Here is a 19,448-nt window from a genome sequence, read left to right on the forward strand (position 1 = left end):
CTATGAATATTTTACTGATTGGATCCGGAGGAAGGGAACACGCAATCGCATTAAAACTTACTGAATCAAAATCAGTGAAAAAGTTATATTGTGCTCCGGGCAATCCTGGTATTTCAGAAATTGCTGAAATAGTGAATATCAATTTAAATGAGCATAAAAACTTGATCGATTTTTGTAACAATTACCAAATTGATCTAGTTGTGGTTGGACCCGAAAAACCATTAACAGATGGGATTGCTGATTCTTTAACACAAAACAACATTAAAGTATTTGGACCTACTAAATCTGCTGCGAGGATTGAAGGTGAAAAGTCTTTTGCCAAAAATTTAATGAAAAAGTATAATGTACCCACAGCAGATTTTATTGTCTTCAATAAAAATCAGAAAACTGAAGCGTTAAATTATTTGAAAGTTGGAAGTTACCCGATAGTAATTAAAGCAGATGGAATTGCGGCTGGTAAAGGTGTAATTATTGCTAAAGATTTCCATGAAGCAGAATCAGCAATCGTGGAATGTTTTGAGACTTCAACTTTTGGATCTGCGGGTGATACGATTGTGGTTGAAGAATTTATGGAGGGTGTAGAAGCATCGATTTTTGCAGTCTGCGATGGTAATGATTTTATTCTTCTTCCGGCAGCACAAGATCACAAAAGGATTTTTGACGGGGACAAAGGAAAGAATACCGGAGGTATGGGTGCGTATTCTCCAACTCCATTTGTAACTGATGAAGTATTGGAACAGACAGCTCAAATCATCATTAAACCGGTACTTAGGGCTTTGTCTGAACAAGGTTCACCGTTTATAGGATGTTTGTATGCCGGGCTTATGCTAACAAAAAATGGGATAAAAGTTGTTGAATTTAATTGCAGATTCGGCGATCCGGAAACACAGGTTGTGCTTCCACTTATAGAAGGAGACTTTGCAAGTTTGTTGTATAGCGCAGCATCAGGAAAAATTGAAAAGGATTTATGTAAATATAATGGGGGAGCAGCAATTTGTGTCGTCTTGGCTTCTGGAGGATATCCTGAAAATTATGTAAAAGGAAAAGAAATTGTTCTTAAAAGCGATTTAACTTACTCAACAAAGATTATCCATGCCGGCACAAAAATATCGGGAGATAAACTTGTTACCGATGGAGGAAGAGTGCTTAATGTAGTTACTAAAACAGAAGTAAATGATTTAAAGACTTGTAAAAAAATAGTTTATCAAGAAATACCTAAAATCTATTTTGAGGGAATGCAGTATAGAAAAGATATTTCCGATAAAGCATTTACTGTTATCCGGGAGGCCAATTAAATTTTCTTCCGGCCAATAAATGAATGTGTAGGTGATAGACTTCCTGTCCTGCGTCCGGCCCGGAATTAATAACCAATCTAAAACCACTTTCTGTCAAATTCAATTCTTTTGCAATTTTATTTGCTGCGTCGAACAAATTACCCAGAAGAGTAGAATGAAGTGCTCCCGATATGTCCTGAGTAGTTTTAATCTCCGAAATCTTTGGAATAATTAAAATATGTACTGGAGCCTGTGGATTGATATCGTGGAAGGCAAGCACCGTTTCCGATTCAAATACAATCTTCGCCGGAATTTCTTTTCTGATAATTTTAGAAAAAATTGTTTCTCCCATAATTAATCCTTTTCTATTTCATATTTCTTAAGTTTATTATAAAGATGACTTCTCTGTATACCTAAAATCTCTGCAGTCCTGCTGATATTCCACCCATTCACTTCTAACTGTTTAACTATAAATGCTTTTTCAGCTTTCTCCTTAAACTCTTGAAAGGAATTACTCACACTTAGTATTTCATCAACATTTGATTTAACAGTTGGTGATACAGAATTTATTTCATTTTCGGTGATTATTTTGCCTGGGCTCAGAATCACAATTCTTTCTATAAAATTTCTCAATTCTCTTACATTACCTTTCCAAGGAAATGATTGAAGAACCTTTATAGCTTCATTTGATATCTCTTTTAAATGAAATCTATTCTTCTCACAAAAAATTTTCATGAAGTGCTCTATTAGTAGAGGGATATCATCTTTGCGTTCCCTAAGGGGAGGAACATGGATAGGGATAACATTTATTCTATGATATAAATCTTCTCTAAAATTATTATTCCCAATTTCTAATGGTAGGTCCTTATTAGTAGCAGCAATTATTCTCACATCTACTTCAATTTTATTATTACCTCCCACACGTTCAATTTTGCCCTCTTCCATAGCTCGCAAAACTTTTGCTTGTGCCTGTAAACTCATATCTCCAATTTCATCAAGAAAAAGTGTGCTAAAACTAGCTGACTCGAATTTGCCAATTTTTTTATTTACTGCGCCTGTGAACGATCCCTTTTCATGACCAAATAATTCAGACTCAATTAATTCATGAGGGATGGCGGCGCAATTAACTTCAACCATTTCTCGCTCTGACCTATTGCTTTGCCTATGAATAGCCTGAGCAACCAGTTCTTTACCGGTGCCATTCTCACCTGTAATTAAAATGCGGGCATCAGTTTTAGCTACCAGTTCAATTTTTTCGAGAATTGAGATAATCCTTTTACTTTTTCCAATTATTATATTATTTGATAATGGATCACTCTTTAATTTTTTATTTTCTCTGATCAACTTGGTTTGAGAAATTGCATTCCGGATACTGATAAGTAGTTTATCTCTATCAATTGGTTTTTGAATAAAATCGAAGGCACCAAGTTTAGTAGCTTTTACAGCGTTTTCGACACTCCCATGGGCGGAAATCATAATTACCTTTAATTCGGAATCGCGTTCTCTCAGCCAATGTAAAATTTCGAAACCGGATTTACCCGGCATTTGAATATCGAGCAAAACTGCATCATAGATTCCATATTCGAGTTTCTGCATTCCGGTAAATGCGTCGGTTGTGTAATCAACAGAATAATCCTCATACTCCAATATCATTTTAATTGATTCACAAATCTCTTTTTCATCGTCAATAATTAATACTGATTTCATTTTATATTCTTATAAATAATAATTGGTAAATTAAAAAAACTTCACTTGGAACCGAATTTGGATTTTTTATCAACGCTTCAGCGAAAAACTCACCAATATGATTTGCGAGCATATCTTTTTGGCTGAACTCACCATTTACAAAAAATCCCTCTTCCATAAACTCAACAAAGATACCAAGAAATTTAGACAAGTTGAACAATCTAAAACTATAACGAATAAATGCGTTTCCAAAAAAATGTGCCAGTTTATCCTTGTCGCCATAATCACTCGAGAATGAATCGGGAAATAAAAACTTTGGGGATTTCGCAACCTTTTCATCAAAGACACTTTTCTGTGCTGATGGTAAAGGGATAGTAATTATTTTTTTAAATAAAGGGATTTTAAAGTTAATCTTATTGAAAGGTACTGTGGCAAAAGTAAGCGCTAATAAAGTCTCCGAAATATCACCCTCAAAATATTTAAGTGTGGAATGGAATAAAGAATCTACCGCGGCTAAATCACCATTCTCTTTCTTATGCGTTTGAAAATCATCTGATCGAATAATATCAATCGCAAAAAACATCCCACCATAAAACGAATTTGGACCTGTAGACTGAGCATTACTTATGCAAGAAAGTAGCACCGCGAAAAACAAAACAGTTTTTTTGAAGTTACCAACCATGCTAAGTCTGAATTAATCCAGTGTTAAATTTTTGAATCTCATTATTATTAGTACAAATCTCAATTGAACGGGAAATATATTTTCTTATTAGGGCTGGATCAATAATTTCATCAATCCATAATCTAGCAGCGGCATAAAGTGGATTGCTCGATTTATTGTAAGAATTATTAATCTCTTTTAGAATATCATCTTTCTCAATTTCGCTTATAGATGAATTGTTCTTTTTTAATTGCTTCAATTTTATATCAAGCAAAACATTGGCCGCCTGATTGCCCCCCATAACTGCAATTTTTGAATTTGGGAAGGAATAAATAAAACGGGGATCATATGCTTTCCCACACATTGCATAATTACCTGCACCATAACTATTACCTACTATAACAGTAATTTTTGGAACAACAGAATTTGCTACTGCATTAACCATTTTAGCACCGTCTTTAATAATGCCTCCATGTTCTGCTTTGCTGCCTACCATAAATCCAGATACATCTTGCATGAATAGAAGCGGTATCTTTTTCTGATTACAGTTCATTATAAATCTTGCAGCTTTATCGGCACTATCGGAATAAATAACGCCACCAATCTGCATCTCACTTCCACCTTTTAAAGAATCGGTTTTAACTATACTTCTCTGATTTGCAACAATTCCAACTGCCCATCCATCAATTCTCGCATATGCGGTAATTAATGTCTTGCCATAACCGGCTTTATACTCATCAATCTCTGAATTATCAACTACTCTAGCTAATAGCTCATAAGTGTCATAAGGTTTGGAGGTGTCTTCTGGTAAAATTTTATAAATTTCAATTGGATCATATTTTGGAGGGAGGGGAGTGGTTCTATCGAAAATAGATGGAGCAGTTCTGCCATATTTTGAAACAATACTTCGAATTTGTTCAATGCATTCAGTATCATTTTTTACGATATAATCCGTTACTCCCGAAATATTAGATTGTACTCTTGCACCGCCGAGCGTTTCGTTATCAATAACTTCTCCAATTGCCGCTTTTACCAAATGAGAACCGGCAAGAAATATAGAGCCTTCACTTTCCACTATTAATGATTCATCACACATGATAGGGAGGTAAGCCCCGCCGGCAACACATGGTCCCATAATAGCAGCAATTTGTGGAATTCCTTGTGAAGAAAGGATGGCATTATTTCTAAATATTCTTCCAAAATGTTCCTTATCAGGAAATATATCTTCTTGAAGTGGCAAAAATACACCGGCGCTATCAACCAAATAAATTATCGGAAGTTTATTCTCCATCGAAATTTCTTGTGCTCTCAAATTCTTTTTCGCGGTCAGAGGAAACCATGCCCCGGCTTTAACAGTTGCATCATTCGCTACTATCACAAAATCTCTTTTATGAATTTTCCCAATACCAAATATGGTCCCAGCAGAAGGGGCCCCTCCATATTCAGAGTACATATCATGAGCGGCAAAAGTATTTAATTCTATAAACTCACTATTCTCATCAACTAATAATCGGATTCTTTCTCTTGCGGTTAACTTTCCTTTTTCATGCTGTTTATCAATTGAAACTTTTCCTCCCCCTAATGAAATATCTTCCCTTAATAAATTTAGTTTATCAACTAATTCTTTATGGTATAAACCACGTTTAACTGTAGTTTCATTTTCTGGAAATTGTGAACCGATTTTTTTCATTCGTCACTCTTCAATAAATTTCGCGCAATTACAATTCTCTGAACTTCCGAAGTACCTTCACCAATTGTTAGCAATTTAGCATCGCGGTAAAATTTTTCTACCGGATAATCTTTTGTAAATCCATATCCTCCAAAAATTTGAACTGCCTCATTTGCGGCTTTTACAGCAATTTCGCTTGCAAATAGTTTAGCTTTTGCAGCAATATCATTAACGGATTTATTTTTATCTTTTAACCACGCTGCTTTGTAAGTCATCAATCTTGCGGCATTTATTTCAGTTTCCATATCTGCCAATTTAAAATTAATTGCCTGGAAATCTGAGATCGGCTTATTAAACTGTTTTCTCTGCTTCGAGTATTCAATTGAAGCATCCAAACATCCTTGAGCAAGTCCTAAACTTAAAGCGGCAATTGAAATTCTTCCCCCTTCTAAAACTCTCATTGCCTGAGTAAATCCCTCTCCCTCTTCACCAATCAAATTTTCAGCGGGAACAACACAATTTTCAAAAATTAGTTGAGAAGTTTCACTCGCTCTCATCCCTAACTTATTTTCTTTTTTGCCCGATGAAAAACCCGGAGTATTTTTTTCAACAATGAAAGCAGAAATGCCCTTTCGCTTTTTTTCTTTATCGGTAATTGCCATAATCACAAAAGTTTCTGCTGAAATGCCATGAGTAATAAAATTTTTAGAGCCATTAATTATATAGCTATTTCCTTTTTTTACAGCGTATGTGGAAAGTGCAGCGGCATCACTGCCAGATTGAGCTTCAGTTAAACCCCATGCGCCAATATTTCTTCCAGATGCAAGATCAGGAAGAAATTTTCTTTTCTGCTCTTTGGATGCAAAAAGATTTATGTGGTTTGTACACAACCCATTATGTGCTGCTACAGAAAGCGCGATTGATGGATCTGTCTTTGCCAGTTCCTCAATTACTAAAGCATATTCTGTGTACCCAAGTTCAGCACCTTCAAATTCGGCAGGCACAAGAATTCCGAGAAATCCAAGAGAACCTAATTCATGCATTAATTCTATTGGGAATTTCTGAGCCTCGTCTAATTCAAGTACTGTTGGTTTTATTTTTTCTTGAGAAAAATCACGAATTATATTTTTAATATTATTTTGTTCTTCTGTAAAGTCCAAAATAAAATTTGATGCTGATGATTCTGTCATTCAAACACCTTTAAGATTCTTTAAATTCTTTAAATATCATTTCAGCAACTTCATAAGGTGAAATTTCACCATCCAATACTTTTGAAAGGGAAGCGGTGAGTTTAATTTTTCTCTCATCGTTCCAAATTTCATTTTTAAAAAGATTTTCAACAATTCCCGAAATTCTTGATTTATACTGCTGCTCACGGTGCTTATTGAGTAAATTATTACTTACCAAATAACTTTTATGTCTTTCAATTTCATTAGCGATATCCAAAATACCGGTATTCTCAGAAGCAACAGCTCTTAGAATACTTGGAAGCCAATCATTTTCATTATGGTCTTTAAACATTAAAATTGTATTGAGAGAATTAATAGCATTATCAGAACCTGGCCGATCACTTTTGTTTATTACAAAAAAATCGGCTATCTCCATTAATCCCGCTTTCATTGCCTGAATAGCATCGCCAGATTCCGGAACAATTACAACAATTGTAGTATCTGCCGCTTTTGCTACATCTAATTCTGATTGACCCACCCCAACTGTTTCAAATATTATATAATCATAACCGGCTGCGTCGAGCACATCAGCGGCGTCGATAGTTTTTTGGCTTAATCCTCCTAGACTTCCTCTAGTAGCCATGCTTCTAATAAACACACCGGGATCGCTACCTACTTCACTCATCCTAACACGATCACCTAATAAAGCTCCACCACTAAAAGGACTTGTGGGGTCAACTGCAATTATCCCGACAGTTTTATTTTGTTTCCTAAAATATTTTGTCAACTGATTTGTTATTGTAGATTTGCCGGCGCCTGGAGGTCCCGTTATACCTATTCGGTAAGCTCTACCGGTTTTTTTGTGTATCTCTTTTAATAGATCGGTAGAATCATTCAACGAACTTTCGACGATTGTTATAGCTCGCGAAACTTTTCTTTTATTATTCTTAAATATTTCTGCAATAAGTTCTGAGTTCATCATTATTTCAAAAAGTTAAATGGAATTTTATTTTAATGGTAAAGTTTATTTCGATAAATATAGTCAACAACTGATGGAGGAGTGAGATAATTAATGGGTAAATTATTTTTTACACGTTCTCTTATCTCGGTTGATGAAATATCAACAACCGGAGGATCGATTATTATGGCTTTCTCAGTAAATATATTTTTTTCAAAATCATAACTGCCGTTTCTAACCATTGCAACTACTGTAACTTCTTCAAATATATCATTGGGTTTGTACCATTTATCGAATACCAATAAATTATCATAACCTATTATTAACTCAATATCTTGATATATTTTTTTGAAATGTAAAATCGTATTTAAAGTATATGAAATAGCATTGTTATTGATTTCATAATCTGAAATTTCAAACTGCGGATTATTTTCAATGGCCAGTTTTACCATATTATAACGATGTAAATCCGCTACTGTTTTCATTTCTAACTTATGTGGTGATATGTGAGATGGAATAAAAATAATTTTCTCAAGTTCTCTTTTTTCGAGCACAAATTGTGTTGTTACCAAATGTCCATAATGAATAGGATCAAAAGTGCCACCAAAAACACCTACTTTTTTCATGCTAATTCTTTCGATAAGATTTTGGGAATTGTATATCTATATAGGCTAACCTGTTCCTCATAAAAGTTTTGATTTTTATTAGTAGAATTTTTCAACTGATATTTTCTAAAAGCTAGTTTAACTACTGCATTAATATATTTAGTCCGGATTTCCTCATCAATCCACCCTTTTCTAAATCTTAAATTTGAAGCTAGTATCATAACATGATTTTGAGGAAGAATGCCCAACTCGCTCTCTTCATTCAACTCACTTTTAATTATTACGTTTTCATAATGAACCGACAATTTTATCGTCATTATAAAAATTATGATTAACAGAATCATAAACAATAGGCCATAAAAATAGTTACCGTCAAAACTAACTGAGGCATTCCATAAAAAATGAATCAGCATCGCAATTAGCATACCGGCAAATGGTAAAATATTTCTAAGTGGATGTTTCGAAAATTTAAAGATTGCCAAGAACGCGCCGAAAGTGGCGGTAGCAATACAATGCATCACCGCCGAAAAAAGTGAACGAACAATTACAAGATATAGCCAGGATGCGAAGGTATCTCCATAACTCAAAAAATATGTGAAGTTTTCGGTCATGCCAAATCCCAACCCAATAGCGCTGCCATATACAATCCCGTCAGTCAAATTATCAAATTTTCTTGAATTGACTGTCCAAAGCAAAAATACTCCTTTTGCGATCTCCTCGGCGAAGGGGGCAAATATGATTGTTTGGATTAATCCGTGCTGCGATTCGCTGAATAAATGAACGCTGAGGAAGAGAGTAAGAATAACGCTTCCAATCAAACCTAGAATTATTGCGCCGAAAGCACCCCATATAAAATGAAATAAAATCATTGCTAATGGCTCTCTTTCATTCTTATCCATTTTCCAAATAATTATTAAATAGAGAGCCATAGGTGCTACTGCGGCTATTAGAGATGATAATATTGGCATAATTAATCTATTAAAGTTGAAATAATCAGTTTAATAATATAAGACCTCAAATTCTTGATTTAGTAAAGATCACTGCCTATATTTTGACCCAAATTTTTTTGAAATTCTTGAAATGCTAATAAAATATACTAATTTTTCTGAAGGTATCCACGAATTTGATTTTAAGGTACCGGTAGATAAAATAGGATTAAGTGACGAGTTCTTTGGAATTGGTTCATTATTTTGTCGTATGGATAAATCAATCCATCAAATTGTGCTAAATTGCAATTTGGTGTTAGCCGCAAGATTTAGCTGCGACAGATGTATGACCGAATATGAAACAAAAATTGAGAGTAATTTCACCTTAACATACCTCTTTTCAAGAGAAAAAAGTGAAACTGATGAGCTTGATCTTAAATTTTTGTCGCCTGATCATGATAAAATTGATCTGACACCCGATGTAATTGAGTTCGCAAATATTGAAATTCCAATGAAAAAGCTTTGCAATACAGAGTGCAAAGGTTTATGTTCCAACTGCGGGATCAACTTAAATGAAGATAAATGCGATTGTATAATTAAAGTGGAAAATGATATTTGGGAACCACTTAAAAAACTAAAAGATAATTTCAATAACTAAACATATAGGTAATTACGATGCCAAATCCGAAACGTAAGATGTCGAAGAGCAGAAGAGATAAGAGAAGAACTCATTATAAGGCTACAGCTCCAACATTAAATCGCTGTTCAAATTGTAGTGAAATAAAACTAAGTCACCGTGCTTGCCCAAACTGCGGTTATTATGCCGGCCGCTCTATGTTTGTACCAGAATCATAAGTTTTAATTCCTAAAAAATGACAACCAAAAATTCGAAATGTAGAATTGCACTGGATGCTATGGGGGGCGACTATGCCCCTTTTAATGAATTATTGGGTGCCTCTGATGCACTTAAAGCAGATCCTAATTTTGAATTAATTCTTGTAGGAAATGAAGAAACAATTAAAAAAATTGCTTCTGAAAAAAATATTTCCATTACGGGTATGTCAATAAAAAATTGTTCTCAAGTTATTGAGATGAAAGATTCACCTACGGCTGCTCTTAAATCCAAACCGGATTCTTCAATAGTTGTAGGGGCAAAGCTTGTTAAAGAAGGACTTGCAGATGCTTTTGTAAGCGCCGGAAATACCGGAGCTATGATGGCTGCTTCAACACTTTTAATAGGAAGAATTCCGGGAATAGGAAGACCTACAATTGGTGCCGCATTCCCAACTATTACTACTAAAAAATGTCTGCTGTTCGATGTTGGCGCAAGCGTCGATAGTAAACCTCAGCATTTATTTGAATACGCCATTATTGGTTCTATATTCGCTCAAGAAATGTACAATCAGCAAAATCCAAAAGTTGGGGTTTTAAGCGTTGGAGAGGAAGATTCGAAAGGAAATGAAATCTCTCTTTTAGCCAATAATTTGATTAAAGAATCTAAATTAAATTTTATTGGGAATGTTGAGGGGAGAGATATCCTTAAGGGTGAGGTTGATGTGATAGTTTGCGATGGTTTTGTTGGAAACATCATTCTAAAATTTGGTGAAAGTGTTCTTTCTACCTTATTAAAAACAAGAATTAAAAATTATGCTCAAAAAGGTATTTTAAATAAAATTAAGGCTCTGGTTGTTAAGTCTGTTTTAAAAGCAACCTTGTCCGATATGGATTATCAAACTCATGGGGGTGTTCCTCTTTTGGGTATTAATGGAATAAGTATTATTGGTCATGGTTCAAGTTCACCATTAGCAATTAAAAATATGGTACTTAGAGCAAAAGAGATGTATGATAAAAATCTAATTCAGAAATTTGAGGAAGCTCTAAAAAATTATGGAACAAAAAATTAAAAATATAAACGCGGTTATTACGGCAGTTGGCATGTATGTACCCGATACGATTTATGATAATAAATATTTTGAATCAATAGTTGATACAAACGATGAGTGGATTTTAACCCGTACTGGAATAAAAGAAAGAAGAATTTTAAAAGATGGCGCTACAAGCGATCTTGCTGCAAACGCAGCATTAGATCTGCTGAAATCAAAAAATATCAGAGCAGATGAAATTGAGTGTATTATTGTAGCTACAGTTACACCAGATATGTTTTTCCCTTCAACAGCATGTTTAGTTCAGCAAAAAATTGGAGCAAAAAACGCTTGGGCATTTGATCTATCAGCCGCATGTTCCGGATTTTTATTTGCTCTAAATACTGGTAAAAATTTTATAGAATCGGGGAATTACAAAAAAGTTTTGGTTATAGGTGCAGATAAAATGAGTGCAATTACCGACTATACCGATAGAAATACTTGCATTCTTTTTGGAGATGCCGGTGCTGCAGTACTTCTTGAACCTGAAACCGATCTTAATTATGGAATTAAAGATTCATTGTTATATGTTGATGGAAGCGGGGAATCTAGTCTTCATATGAGAGGTGGTGGAAGTCTTAATCCATCAACTCATGAAACGGTTGATAAACGAATGCACTTTATTTATCAGGATGGAAAGGCAGTATTCAAAGTTGCGGTTAAAGGAATGGCGGATGTTTCGGCGGCTATAATGGAAAAGAATGGATTGAATGGGGATGATGTGGCCTATCTTGTACCACATCAAGCAAATTTAAGAATTATTGATGCTACGGCTCAGAGAATGGGTGTTTCTAAAGATAAGGTTATGATTAATATTCATAAGTATGGAAATACCACAGCGGCTACCATTCCACTTTGTTTAGTGGAATACTATAGAGATGGAAAATTAAAAAAAGGGGATAATCTAATTTTATCAGCTTTCGGTGCCGGTTATACTTGGGGTGCTATGTATCTTACTTGGAGTATGGAATAATGACAAAGAAAGCATTTTTATTCCCCGGACAGGGTTCTCAGTATGTGGGAATGGCTAAAGATTTATACGAGAACTCTGTTGAAGCAAAAGAGATGATTTTAACTGCTGAGGAAGCTACCGGTGTGCAGTTATCTCATATAATGTTTAATGGACCGGAAGAATCATTAAAACAAACCGATATTACTCAGCCTGCAATATTTTTGCATAGTGTCGTTCTTTCTAGCTTATTAAGAAAAATTGAACCGGATATGGCTGCTGGTCATTCATTGGGTGAATATTCCGCGCTTGTATCTGCGAATGCTATTCAATTTTATGATGCAATTAAATTAGTACGACTTCGTGGAACCGCAATGCTCCAAGCCGGTATTGATCAGCCCGGAACAATGGCGGCAGTTGTGGGTTTGGATTCAGAAATTTTAATCAATATTTGTGAAGAAGCATCTCAAAACGGAATTGTTCAGTGCGCGAATTTTAATTCTCCAGGACAGATAGTAATTTCCGGTTCCGTTACAGGTGTAAGAGGGGCAATGGAATTAGCCAAATTAAAGGGTGCAAAACTAGTTAAAGAGTTAGTTGTAAGTGGCGCATTTCATTCTCCTTTAATGGAAAGTGCCCGTGGAAGTTTAAAAGCTAAGTTAGAACTAACCCCATTTTATGACGCTAAAATTCCTGTTTATGCTAATGTTAATGCTTCACCAGTTAAAAATAAAGAAGAGATCATTTCTCTGCTTGATCAACAGTTAACCAAACCGGTTAGGTGGGAAGAGACAATCAAGAATATGATTAATGATGGGGCAGAGGAGTTTTATGAAATTGGTCCCGGTAAAGTATTACAAGGTTTAGTAAAAAGAATTAATCCAGATGTAAAAATTTTTGGGATCGATAAATTTACTGATGTGGAAAGGTACCTATAATGGAAAAGAAGTTTGAAAAGATGATAAATGGGATTTATATCGATCCTCTCATTTTTACTCATACTTTTGTTAAATGTTGTGATGTTTCAATCTGTTCGGGTGAGTGTTGTTATTATGGAGTATATACTGATAAGGCCGAATATGAAACTATTATGCAGAATAAAGAGAGAATCGCAGATATAATGGATGACACTCAGCCAAAAGAGTGGAATACCTGGTTTGAGGCAGAGGAGAAAGATGATGATTTTCCCTCGGGAATTGCCGTTGGTACTGAAGTTTATAATGGCAAATGTGTTTTTCTCGATAAACAAGGATATTGCTCTCTTCAAAAACTAGCTATGAATGAGGGGGAATATAAGTGGAAATATAAACCTCTATATTGTATATTATTTCCGTTAGTTATTTTTGAAGGTGCTTTAACAGTGGATGATGACCATCTCAGTAGGATGCATTACTGTAATAAATCTGAAAACCATGTCTCCACCATTTTTGAAGTATGTAAAAATGAAATAAGACATGTTTTGGGTGAAGAGGGTTTTAATGAGCTGCTCGAATATAAGAGAGATTATTTATTAACACTTCAGGAAACTAACGTTGAAATTACTAAATAAAAAAGCTGTTGTTACCGGCGGAACGAGAGGTATTGGTAAAGCTATAGTTAAAGAACTTGCCGAGAACGGATGTAGTGTTGTTTTTACTTACTTTAGTTCAGAAGAAACAGCTAAACAAATTGAGATTGAATTCTCGAATGAAAGTGTAAAGGTAGTGGGTTTCAAAGCCGATGCCTCCAATTTTAATTCGGCTCAAGATGTAATTAATTTTACGTTAGAAAAACTTGGCGGTATCGATATTCTAGTAAATAATGCCGGAATTACAAAGGATAATTTATTGCTTAGAATGAATGAAAATGATTTTAATTCGGTGATTAGTGCCAATTTAAATTCAGTTTTTAATTATACAAAGGCGGTTTTAAAACCTATGATTGGCCAACGATATGGCAAAATCGTAAATATAACATCTGTGGTTGGTATAATTGGGAATGCCGGACAGGCAAATTATGTAGCCTCAAAAGCCGGCGTAATTGGCTTAACCAAATCGAATGCTAAAGAATTATCTTCTAGAAACATAAATGTTAATGCTGTTGCCCCCGGTTTTATTGAAACTGATATGACCGATAAATTAAGTACACAGCAAAAAGAAGCTATACTCTCAAATGTTCCTATTAAAAGATTGGGTAAACCCGAGGATGTAGCAAAAGCCGTATTGTTCTTGAGTAGCAGTGATTCTGATTACATCACCGGTCAAGTTTTAACTGTTGACGGTGGAATGGTAATGTAAATTTAATAAACACAAACAAACAACTAAAAAGGAGAAGAAATGGACGTTGAAGCAAAAGTAAAAGAAATCATTATTGATAAGCTTGGTGTTGAAGAAAGTCAAATAGCACCAGAAGCTTCTTTCACTAATGATCTTGGTGCAGATTCCCTTGACATCGTAGAACTTGTTATGGGTTTCGAATCCTCTTTCAACATTTCAATTCCAGATGAAGATGCTGAAAAAATTACTACTGTTGGTGACGCTGTAAAATATCTTAAAGAAAAATTAGGTTAATGATATATTGAAGCAGATCAATTTTGGTCTGCTTCTCATTTTCTAATCCTTAATTATCCTTCAATAAAATTAGGTCATTTATGAGCAAAAGAAGAGTTGTTATTACCGGAATGGGAGCATTAACTCCAATCGGAAATAATTTAGCTGAGTATTGGGATGGTTTGGTTACCGGGAAAAATGGTGCATGCTTAATTACAAAATTTGACACCACAAACCATACAACAAAATTCGCTTGTGAAGTAAAAAATTTTGATCCATCGACATATATTGATAAAAAAGAATTGAGAAGAATGGATCCATATACTCACTATGCTCTGGCTACTGCCACTATGGCAATGGATGACTCAAAATTAGACCTATCAAAGGTAGATTTAGAATTAGCTGGTGTAATTTTTGGTAGTGGAATAGGCGGATTGCTTACATTTGAGGATCAGCATTCAGCTTTCCTTCAAGGAGGTCCAAAACGAATTAGCCCATTCTTTGTACCAATGATGATTCCCGATATTGCAGCAGGTCAAATTTCAATAAAATATGGTTTCAAAGGACCAAACTACGCTACAGTCTCGGCATGCGCTACATCATCACATGCAATTGCTGACGCATTTATGATTGTTCAGCGAGGATCTGCAAATCTAATGATCTGCGGAGGATCAGAATTTCCAATTACTCAAATGAGTGTTGGTGGATTTAATTCGGCTCGCGCCCTATCTACTTGGAATGATAGATATATGGAAGCATCGAGACCTTTCGATAAAGATAGAAATGGATTTGTTATGGGAGAAGGGGGCGGTGCGCTTTTAATAGAAGAATTAGAACATGCACTTAATAGAGGCGCAAATATATATGCTGAGATTGTTGGAATTGGAATGACCGGAGACGCATATCATATTACAGCCCCGCCTCCAGGTGGAGAAGGTGCAGTTCGTTCAATGAAAGCAGCTATAAAAGATGCTGGAATTGATCCAACAGAGGTTGATTATATTAACGCGCATGGTACATCAACCGAATTAAATGATTTGAATGAAACTTTAGCAATTAAAACAGTTTTTGGAGAACATGCATACAAACTTGCGGTTAGTTCAACAAAATCAATGACCGGTCATTTATTAGGGGCCGCAGGTGCGGTTGAAGCTATTGCCTCTTCATTGGCCTTAAAACATGGAATTATTCCACCAACAATAAATCATGATGAGCCAAGTCCTGAACTAGACTTAAACTATACACCTAAAATTGCGGTAAAGCGTGATATTAAGTATGCTTTAAGTAATACATTTGGATTCGGTGGGCATAACGCATCATTATTGTTTAAAAAATTTGAAGAATAGTTTTGATTGGCAAGTTTCTTATTCTCTTTAAAAGACTTTTTAAAGCCAACGATGTTAAAGGGAAAATTTCACCAGAAATTTTCCTTTCAATAAAAAAACTTCAAGATAAAATTGATATTAAGTTTACCAGCTATAATTATTATGTTAAAGCATTAACTCACCGCTCATATCTAGAAATCAACCATGAACTTTCCAAATCGAATGAACGCCTCGAATTTTTAGGGGATTCTGTTCTTAATATGATTGTTGCAAAATACCTTTTCTTTACTTTTAATAATAGTGATGAGGGCTTTTTAACAAAGTCACGTTCGGCATGCGTTAATAGAGATAGATTAGCCGCCGCGGCTCGGAATCTTGGCCTCCAGGATTATGTGCTCTATAATCAAAAGTATCTGCGGGGTTCTGAAGATGGATTTAGTACAATTTTAGCCGATACACTTGAAGCCCTAATTGGTGCAATTTATTTGGATCATGGAATCCCTAAAGTTGAAAAATTTGTAATTGATTTTGTGATTCAACCTTTTGAGGAAGATGAAGCATTTCTTTCCGACCATAATTATAAGGGGAAATTACTCGAATATACTCATGCGAAAAAACTCGCAACACCAAAATATATTTTAGTTAGTTCCGAGGGCCCGTCTCATAAAAAAGAGTTTGTAGTTAATGTTGTTGTTGGTGATGAAATTATTGGAATCGGCTATGGTAAAAACAAAAAATCGGCCGAGCAAAATGCCTCCAAAGACGCACTTCAAAAACTAGGTATTGTCGATTTTTAGAATTAAAAAATAACAATCCGATAATTCCTCTTTTATTATATTTGTCTCACTAATTAATTTAATTCTAACTGAATGAGAAATATTTATGTCCCACACTGAATTTTATGATAAGTTTATCGACCGCCATGTCGGTATAAACAATCAAGATCTTGAAAAAATGTTGGCAGTGATTGGAGTTTCTTCACTTGATGAATTAATCGATAATACTGTACCCGAAGTAATAAGAAATCGAGAGGAAGTAAAACTATCTGAACCTATGACTGAGATTGATTTTTTGACACATCTGCAAAATATTGCTAAAAAGAACCAAGTGTTTAAAAGTTATATTGGTTCAGGATATTATCCAACTATTACACCAGGTGTAATTAAAAGAAACATTTTAGAAAATCCAGGCTGGTACACCCAGTACACACCTTATCAAGCAGAAATATCGCAAGGAAGACTCGAGGCATTATTAAATTTCCAAACAATGGTTTGCGATTTAACCGCAATGCAAATTGCGAATGCCTCATTATTAGATGAAGCCACCTCAGCCGCTGAAGCTATGACTATGAGTTTTTCATTGAGAAAAGGGAATAAGAAAAATGCGAGTACCTTTATTGTTTCTGATAAAACATTCCCTCAAACAATTGATGTGTTATTAACCAGAAGTGAACCGCTTGGGATTAAATTACTAGTAAAGGAAATAAGAGAAGAAGAGTTAACAGATGACGTTTTTGGAATATTAGTGCAGTATCCTAATTCAGATGGAGAGATAATTAATTATGATAAATTATTTTCAACTGCAGGAGAAAAAAATATATTTAAAATAGTAGCAGCTGATTTGTTATCGCTAGCACTTCTTAAACCACCGGGTGAGTTCGGAGCAGATATTGTTGTTGGTTCAACTCAACGATTTGGTGTGCCAATGGGTTTTGGTGGACCTCATGCGGCTTATTTTGCAACAAAAGATGAGTATAAAAGGCAGATACCCGGTAGAATAATTGGTGTTACAATTGATGCCCATGGAAATAGAGCTTTAAGAATGGCGCTTCAAACCAGAGAACAACATATTAAACGAGAGCATGCTACAAGTAATATTTGTACAGCTCAAGTTCTGTTGGCGATTATGGCGGGAATGTATGCAGTTTATCATGGTCCAAAAGGTATATTTGAAATTGCCCAAAGGATTAATTCTCTTACTCACTTGCTGGATAATTCTCTCAAGGAATTAAAGATTCAGCAAGTCAATAAAAATTATTTCGACACTCTTAAATTGATGTTGAATAATATTGAACAAGTTAATTCAATTAGAGCTGAGGCAGAGAAGAGAGAGATTAACTTCAAATATTCAGAAGATAATACAATTGGAATCAGCATTTCCGAATTAGACACGCGGGAAAGTATTCTTGAAATTATTTCAATTATTTCTTCTGCACTTAAACTGAAAAATTTTGACTTAAATAATATTTCAAATGGAAAAACTCCAATAGAGCCGACGCTATTGAGACAAAGCAAATATTTAACTCATCCGGTTTTTAATTCGTATTACTCTGAAACAGAAATGCTCAGGTATATAAAAAGTTTAGAGAATAAAGATTTATCATTAACCGCTTCGATGATACCGCTTGGTTCATGTACGATGAAATTAAATGCATCGAGTGAAATGTTTGGAATAAGCTGGCCCGAATTCGCGAATCTTCATCCATTCGTACCGATAGAACAGGCGGCCGGTTATATAGAACTAATTTCTGAACTCGAAAAAGATCTCGCGGAAATTACGGGCTTTGAATCGGTTTCTCTTCAGCCAAATTCCGGTGCTCAAGGTGAGTACACTGGATTAATGGTGATTAGGGCTTATCATAAAAATAATAATGAAGCACATCGAAATGTTGTGTTAATCCCTTCCTCCGCACACGGTACAAATCCCGCAAGCGCGGTAATGGCAGGCAATAAAGTTGTTGTAGTAAAGTGTGATGATAAAGGAAACATTGATGTTGCTGACCTCAAAATTAAAGCCGAACAGAATAAAGATTACCTCTCATCATTAATGGTAACGTACCCTTCAACTCATGGTGTGTTCGAAGAAAGCATAAAAGAAGTTTGCCAGATTATTCACGACAATGGCGGTTTGGTTTATATGGATGGCGCTAACTTGAATGCGCAATTAGGTCTTACCAGCCCCGGCTTAATTGGCGCAGATGTGTGTCACTTAAATTTACACAAGACATTTGCCATACCACACGGCGGCGGCGGACCCGGTGTAGGTCCGATCGCTGTAAATTCAAAATTAAAACCATACTTGCCTTCACACTCCATTGTAAAAGTAGGTGGACAAAAAGGAATCAATGCTGTATCTGCATCACCTTGGGGAAGCGCGAATGTGTTAATAATATCTTATGGATACATCAAAATGTTAGGTTCATTTGGATTAAAACATGCTACAAAGGTTGCTATACTTAATGCCAATTATATTAAATCGAGATTGCAGAATATTTATCCAGTTCTCTATTATGGCACAAATGGTTTTGTAGCTCATGAATTAATTTTTGATTTAAGAAATCTTAAAAGTAGCGTAAATATTGAAGTTGATGATATAGCTAAAAGATTGATGGATTATGGTTTCCACGCACCGACTGTTTCATTTCCGGTTCCGGGTACAATAATGGTTGAGCCGACAGAGAGCGAATCATTGAGGGAGTTGGATAGATTTGTAGAAGCAATGCTCAAAATTCGAGATGAAATTTCATTGATCGAATCGGGAACATTTGATAAAGAAAATAATCCACTTAAGAATGCGCCTCACACAGCTAAAGTTGTCACTTCTGATGATTGGGATAAAGCTTACTCTCGATCTGTAGCGGCGTTCCCAACTGAGTTCTCTAGATCAAATAAATTTTGGCCAAGTGTAAGTCGCGTTAATAATGCTTATGGTGATAGAAATTTGGTTTGCAGTTGTTTGCCAATCTCTGATTATGAAGAAGTAAAATAATATTTTCT

20 protein-coding genes are annotated in these 19,448 nt (G+C 35.1%); 12 read left to right on the forward strand and 8 right to left on the reverse strand.

What is annotated here, in order from left to right; genetic code table 11:
• Positions 1-2 precede the first annotated feature (2 nt).
• Positions 3-1,295 (forward strand): phosphoribosylamine--glycine ligase, encoded by a 1,293-nt coding sequence (purD, locus tag KF816_08865; protein MBX3008122.1) that lies wholly within the window; start codon positions 3-5, stop codon positions 1,293-1,295.
• On the opposite strand, the gene KF816_08870 is transcribed toward purD, so the two are convergent.
• The 8 genes from KF816_08870 to KF816_08905 are packed head-to-tail and all read right to left on the reverse strand — an operon-like array spanning position 1,276 to position 8,990.
• Positions 1,276-1,629 (reverse strand): histidine triad nucleotide-binding protein, encoded by a 354-nt coding sequence (locus KF816_08870; protein MBX3008123.1) that lies wholly within the window; start codon positions 1,627-1,629, stop codon positions 1,276-1,278. The genes purD and KF816_08870 overlap by 20 nt on opposite strands.
• Positions 1,629-2,981 (reverse strand): sigma-54-dependent Fis family transcriptional regulator, encoded by a 1,353-nt coding sequence (locus KF816_08875; protein ID MBX3008124.1) that lies wholly within the window; start codon positions 2,979-2,981, stop codon positions 1,629-1,631. The genes KF816_08870 and KF816_08875 overlap by 1 nt, the downstream gene beginning before the upstream one ends.
• A 1-nt stretch (position 2,982) precedes the next feature.
• Positions 2,983-3,642, reverse strand: a complete 660-nt coding sequence (locus KF816_08880; GenBank protein ID MBX3008125.1) for a hypothetical protein — start codon at positions 3,640-3,642, stop codon at positions 2,983-2,985.
• Position 3,643: 1 nt separating this feature from the next.
• Complete coding sequence (locus KF816_08885; protein MBX3008126.1) at positions 3,644-5,311, reverse strand: acyl-CoA carboxylase subunit beta; 1,668 nt, start codon at positions 5,309-5,311, stop codon at positions 3,644-3,646.
• Complete coding sequence (locus KF816_08890; GenBank protein MBX3008127.1) at positions 5,308-6,480, reverse strand: acyl-CoA dehydrogenase family protein; 1,173 nt, start codon at positions 6,478-6,480, stop codon at positions 5,308-5,310. Before KF816_08890 ends, KF816_08885 begins: the two co-directional genes overlap by 4 nt.
• A 10-nt stretch (positions 6,481-6,490) precedes the next feature.
• On the reverse strand, positions 6,491-7,441 hold the full coding sequence (gene meaB, locus KF816_08895) for a methylmalonyl Co-A mutase-associated GTPase MeaB (protein ID MBX3008128.1): 951 nt from the start codon (positions 7,439-7,441) through the stop codon (positions 6,491-6,493).
• Between the two features lie 29 nt (positions 7,442-7,470).
• Positions 7,471-8,043 carry a nicotinate-nucleotide adenylyltransferase gene (gene nadD, locus KF816_08900; GenBank protein MBX3008129.1) on the reverse strand — a complete coding sequence of 191 codons (573 nt, stop codon included), beginning with the start codon at positions 8,041-8,043 and terminating at the stop codon, positions 7,471-7,473.
• Positions 8,040-8,990 carry a PrsW family intramembrane metalloprotease gene (locus KF816_08905; GenBank protein ID MBX3008130.1) on the reverse strand — a complete coding sequence of 317 codons (951 nt, stop codon included), beginning with the start codon at positions 8,988-8,990 and terminating at the stop codon, positions 8,040-8,042. The genes nadD and KF816_08905 overlap by 4 nt, the downstream gene beginning before the upstream one ends.
• A gap of 112 nt (positions 8,991-9,102) precedes the next feature.
• On the opposite strand from KF816_08905, the gene KF816_08910 reads away from it, so the two are divergent.
• From KF816_08910 to gcvP, 11 genes are all read left to right on the forward strand, one after another.
• Positions 9,103-9,606: a DUF177 domain-containing protein gene (locus tag KF816_08910; protein ID MBX3008131.1), complete on the forward strand. Its 504-nt coding sequence runs from the start codon at positions 9,103-9,105 to the stop codon at positions 9,604-9,606.
• Positions 9,607-9,623: 17 nt separating this feature from the next.
• Positions 9,624-9,803, forward strand: coding sequence for a 50S ribosomal protein L32 (gene rpmF, locus KF816_08915; protein MBX3008132.1), 180 nt, complete (start codon positions 9,624-9,626; stop codon positions 9,801-9,803).
• Positions 9,804-9,820: 17 nt separating this feature from the next.
• Complete coding sequence (plsX, locus tag KF816_08920) at positions 9,821-10,852, forward strand: phosphate acyltransferase PlsX (GenBank protein MBX3008133.1); 1,032 nt, start codon at positions 9,821-9,823, stop codon at positions 10,850-10,852.
• A complete protein-coding gene (locus KF816_08925) occupies positions 10,836-11,843 on the forward strand; it encodes a ketoacyl-ACP synthase III (GenBank protein MBX3008134.1) in 1,008 nt (335 codons plus the stop codon). Before plsX ends, KF816_08925 begins: the two co-directional genes overlap by 17 nt.
• A complete protein-coding gene (gene fabD / locus KF816_08930; GenBank protein MBX3008135.1) occupies positions 11,843-12,757 on the forward strand; it encodes an ACP S-malonyltransferase in 915 nt (304 codons plus the stop codon). Before KF816_08925 ends, fabD begins: the two co-directional genes overlap by 1 nt.
• Complete coding sequence (locus tag KF816_08935; GenBank protein ID MBX3008136.1) at positions 12,757-13,368, forward strand: DUF3109 family protein; 612 nt, start codon at positions 12,757-12,759, stop codon at positions 13,366-13,368. Before fabD ends, KF816_08935 begins: the two co-directional genes overlap by 1 nt.
• Positions 13,352-14,095 (forward strand): 3-oxoacyl-[acyl-carrier-protein] reductase, encoded by a 744-nt coding sequence (fabG, locus tag KF816_08940; protein ID MBX3008137.1) that lies wholly within the window; start codon positions 13,352-13,354, stop codon positions 14,093-14,095. Before KF816_08935 ends, fabG begins: the two co-directional genes overlap by 17 nt.
• 39 nt (positions 14,096-14,134) lie before the next feature.
• Positions 14,135-14,368 (forward strand): acyl carrier protein, encoded by a 234-nt coding sequence (locus tag KF816_08945; GenBank protein MBX3008138.1) that lies wholly within the window; start codon positions 14,135-14,137, stop codon positions 14,366-14,368.
• An 80-nt stretch (positions 14,369-14,448) separates the two neighbouring features.
• Positions 14,449-15,693 carry a beta-ketoacyl-ACP synthase II gene (fabF, locus tag KF816_08950; GenBank protein MBX3008139.1) on the forward strand — a complete coding sequence of 415 codons (1,245 nt, stop codon included), beginning with the start codon at positions 14,449-14,451 and terminating at the stop codon, positions 15,691-15,693.
• Positions 15,694-15,695: 2 nt separating this feature from the next.
• On the forward strand, positions 15,696-16,469 hold the full coding sequence (rnc, locus tag KF816_08955; protein ID MBX3008140.1) for a ribonuclease III: 774 nt from the start codon (positions 15,696-15,698) through the stop codon (positions 16,467-16,469).
• A gap of 85 nt (positions 16,470-16,554) precedes the next feature.
• Positions 16,555-19,440: an aminomethyl-transferring glycine dehydrogenase gene (gcvP, locus tag KF816_08960; GenBank protein MBX3008141.1), complete on the forward strand. Its 2,886-nt coding sequence runs from the start codon at positions 16,555-16,557 to the stop codon at positions 19,438-19,440.
• Positions 19,441-19,448 lie beyond the last annotated feature (8 nt).

The organism is Melioribacteraceae bacterium, from assembly GCA_019638015.1.
Taxonomy (GTDB): Bacteria; Bacteroidota; Ignavibacteria; order Ignavibacteriales; family Melioribacteraceae; genus JAHBUP01.

What these genes read in the sequence shown, in the direction of transcription:
- purD (MBX3008122.1), top strand. Translation starts at nt 3, where the DNA reads ATGAATATTTTACTGATTGGATCCGGAGGAAGGGAACACGCAATCGCA.
- KF816_08875 (MBX3008124.1), bottom strand. Translation starts at nt 2,981, where the DNA reads ATGAAATCAGTATTAATTATTGACGATGAAAAAGAGATTTGTGAATCA.
- KF816_08880 (MBX3008125.1), bottom strand. Translation starts at nt 3,642, where the DNA reads ATGGTTGGTAACTTCAAAAAAACTGTTTTGTTTTTCGCGGTGCTACTT.
- KF816_08885 (MBX3008126.1), bottom strand. Translation starts at nt 5,311, where the DNA reads ATGAAAAAAATCGGTTCACAATTTCCAGAAAATGAAACTACAGTTAAA.
- KF816_08890 (MBX3008127.1), bottom strand. Translation starts at nt 6,480, where the DNA reads ATGACAGAATCATCAGCATCAAATTTTATTTTGGACTTTACAGAAGAA.
- meaB (MBX3008128.1), bottom strand. Translation starts at nt 7,441, where the DNA reads ATGATGAACTCAGAACTTATTGCAGAAATATTTAAGAATAATAAAAGA.
- nadD (MBX3008129.1), bottom strand. Translation starts at nt 8,043, where the DNA reads ATGAAAAAAGTAGGTGTTTTTGGTGGCACTTTTGATCCTATTCATTAT.
- KF816_08905 (MBX3008130.1), bottom strand. Translation starts at nt 8,990, where the DNA reads ATGCCAATATTATCATCTCTAATAGCCGCAGTAGCACCTATGGCTCTC.
- KF816_08910 (MBX3008131.1), top strand. Translation starts at nt 9,103, where the DNA reads ATGCTAATAAAATATACTAATTTTTCTGAAGGTATCCACGAATTTGAT.
- rpmF (MBX3008132.1), top strand. Translation starts at nt 9,624, where the DNA reads ATGCCAAATCCGAAACGTAAGATGTCGAAGAGCAGAAGAGATAAGAGA.
- plsX (MBX3008133.1), top strand. Translation starts at nt 9,821, where the DNA reads ATGACAACCAAAAATTCGAAATGTAGAATTGCACTGGATGCTATGGGG.
- KF816_08925 (MBX3008134.1), top strand. Translation starts at nt 10,836, where the DNA reads ATGGAACAAAAAATTAAAAATATAAACGCGGTTATTACGGCAGTTGGC.
- fabD (MBX3008135.1), top strand. Translation starts at nt 11,843, where the DNA reads ATGACAAAGAAAGCATTTTTATTCCCCGGACAGGGTTCTCAGTATGTG.
- KF816_08935 (MBX3008136.1), top strand. Translation starts at nt 12,757, where the DNA reads ATGGAAAAGAAGTTTGAAAAGATGATAAATGGGATTTATATCGATCCT.
- KF816_08945 (MBX3008138.1), top strand. Translation starts at nt 14,135, where the DNA reads ATGGACGTTGAAGCAAAAGTAAAAGAAATCATTATTGATAAGCTTGGT.
- fabF (MBX3008139.1), top strand. Translation starts at nt 14,449, where the DNA reads ATGAGCAAAAGAAGAGTTGTTATTACCGGAATGGGAGCATTAACTCCA.
- gcvP (MBX3008141.1), top strand. Translation starts at nt 16,555, where the DNA reads ATGTCCCACACTGAATTTTATGATAAGTTTATCGACCGCCATGTCGGT.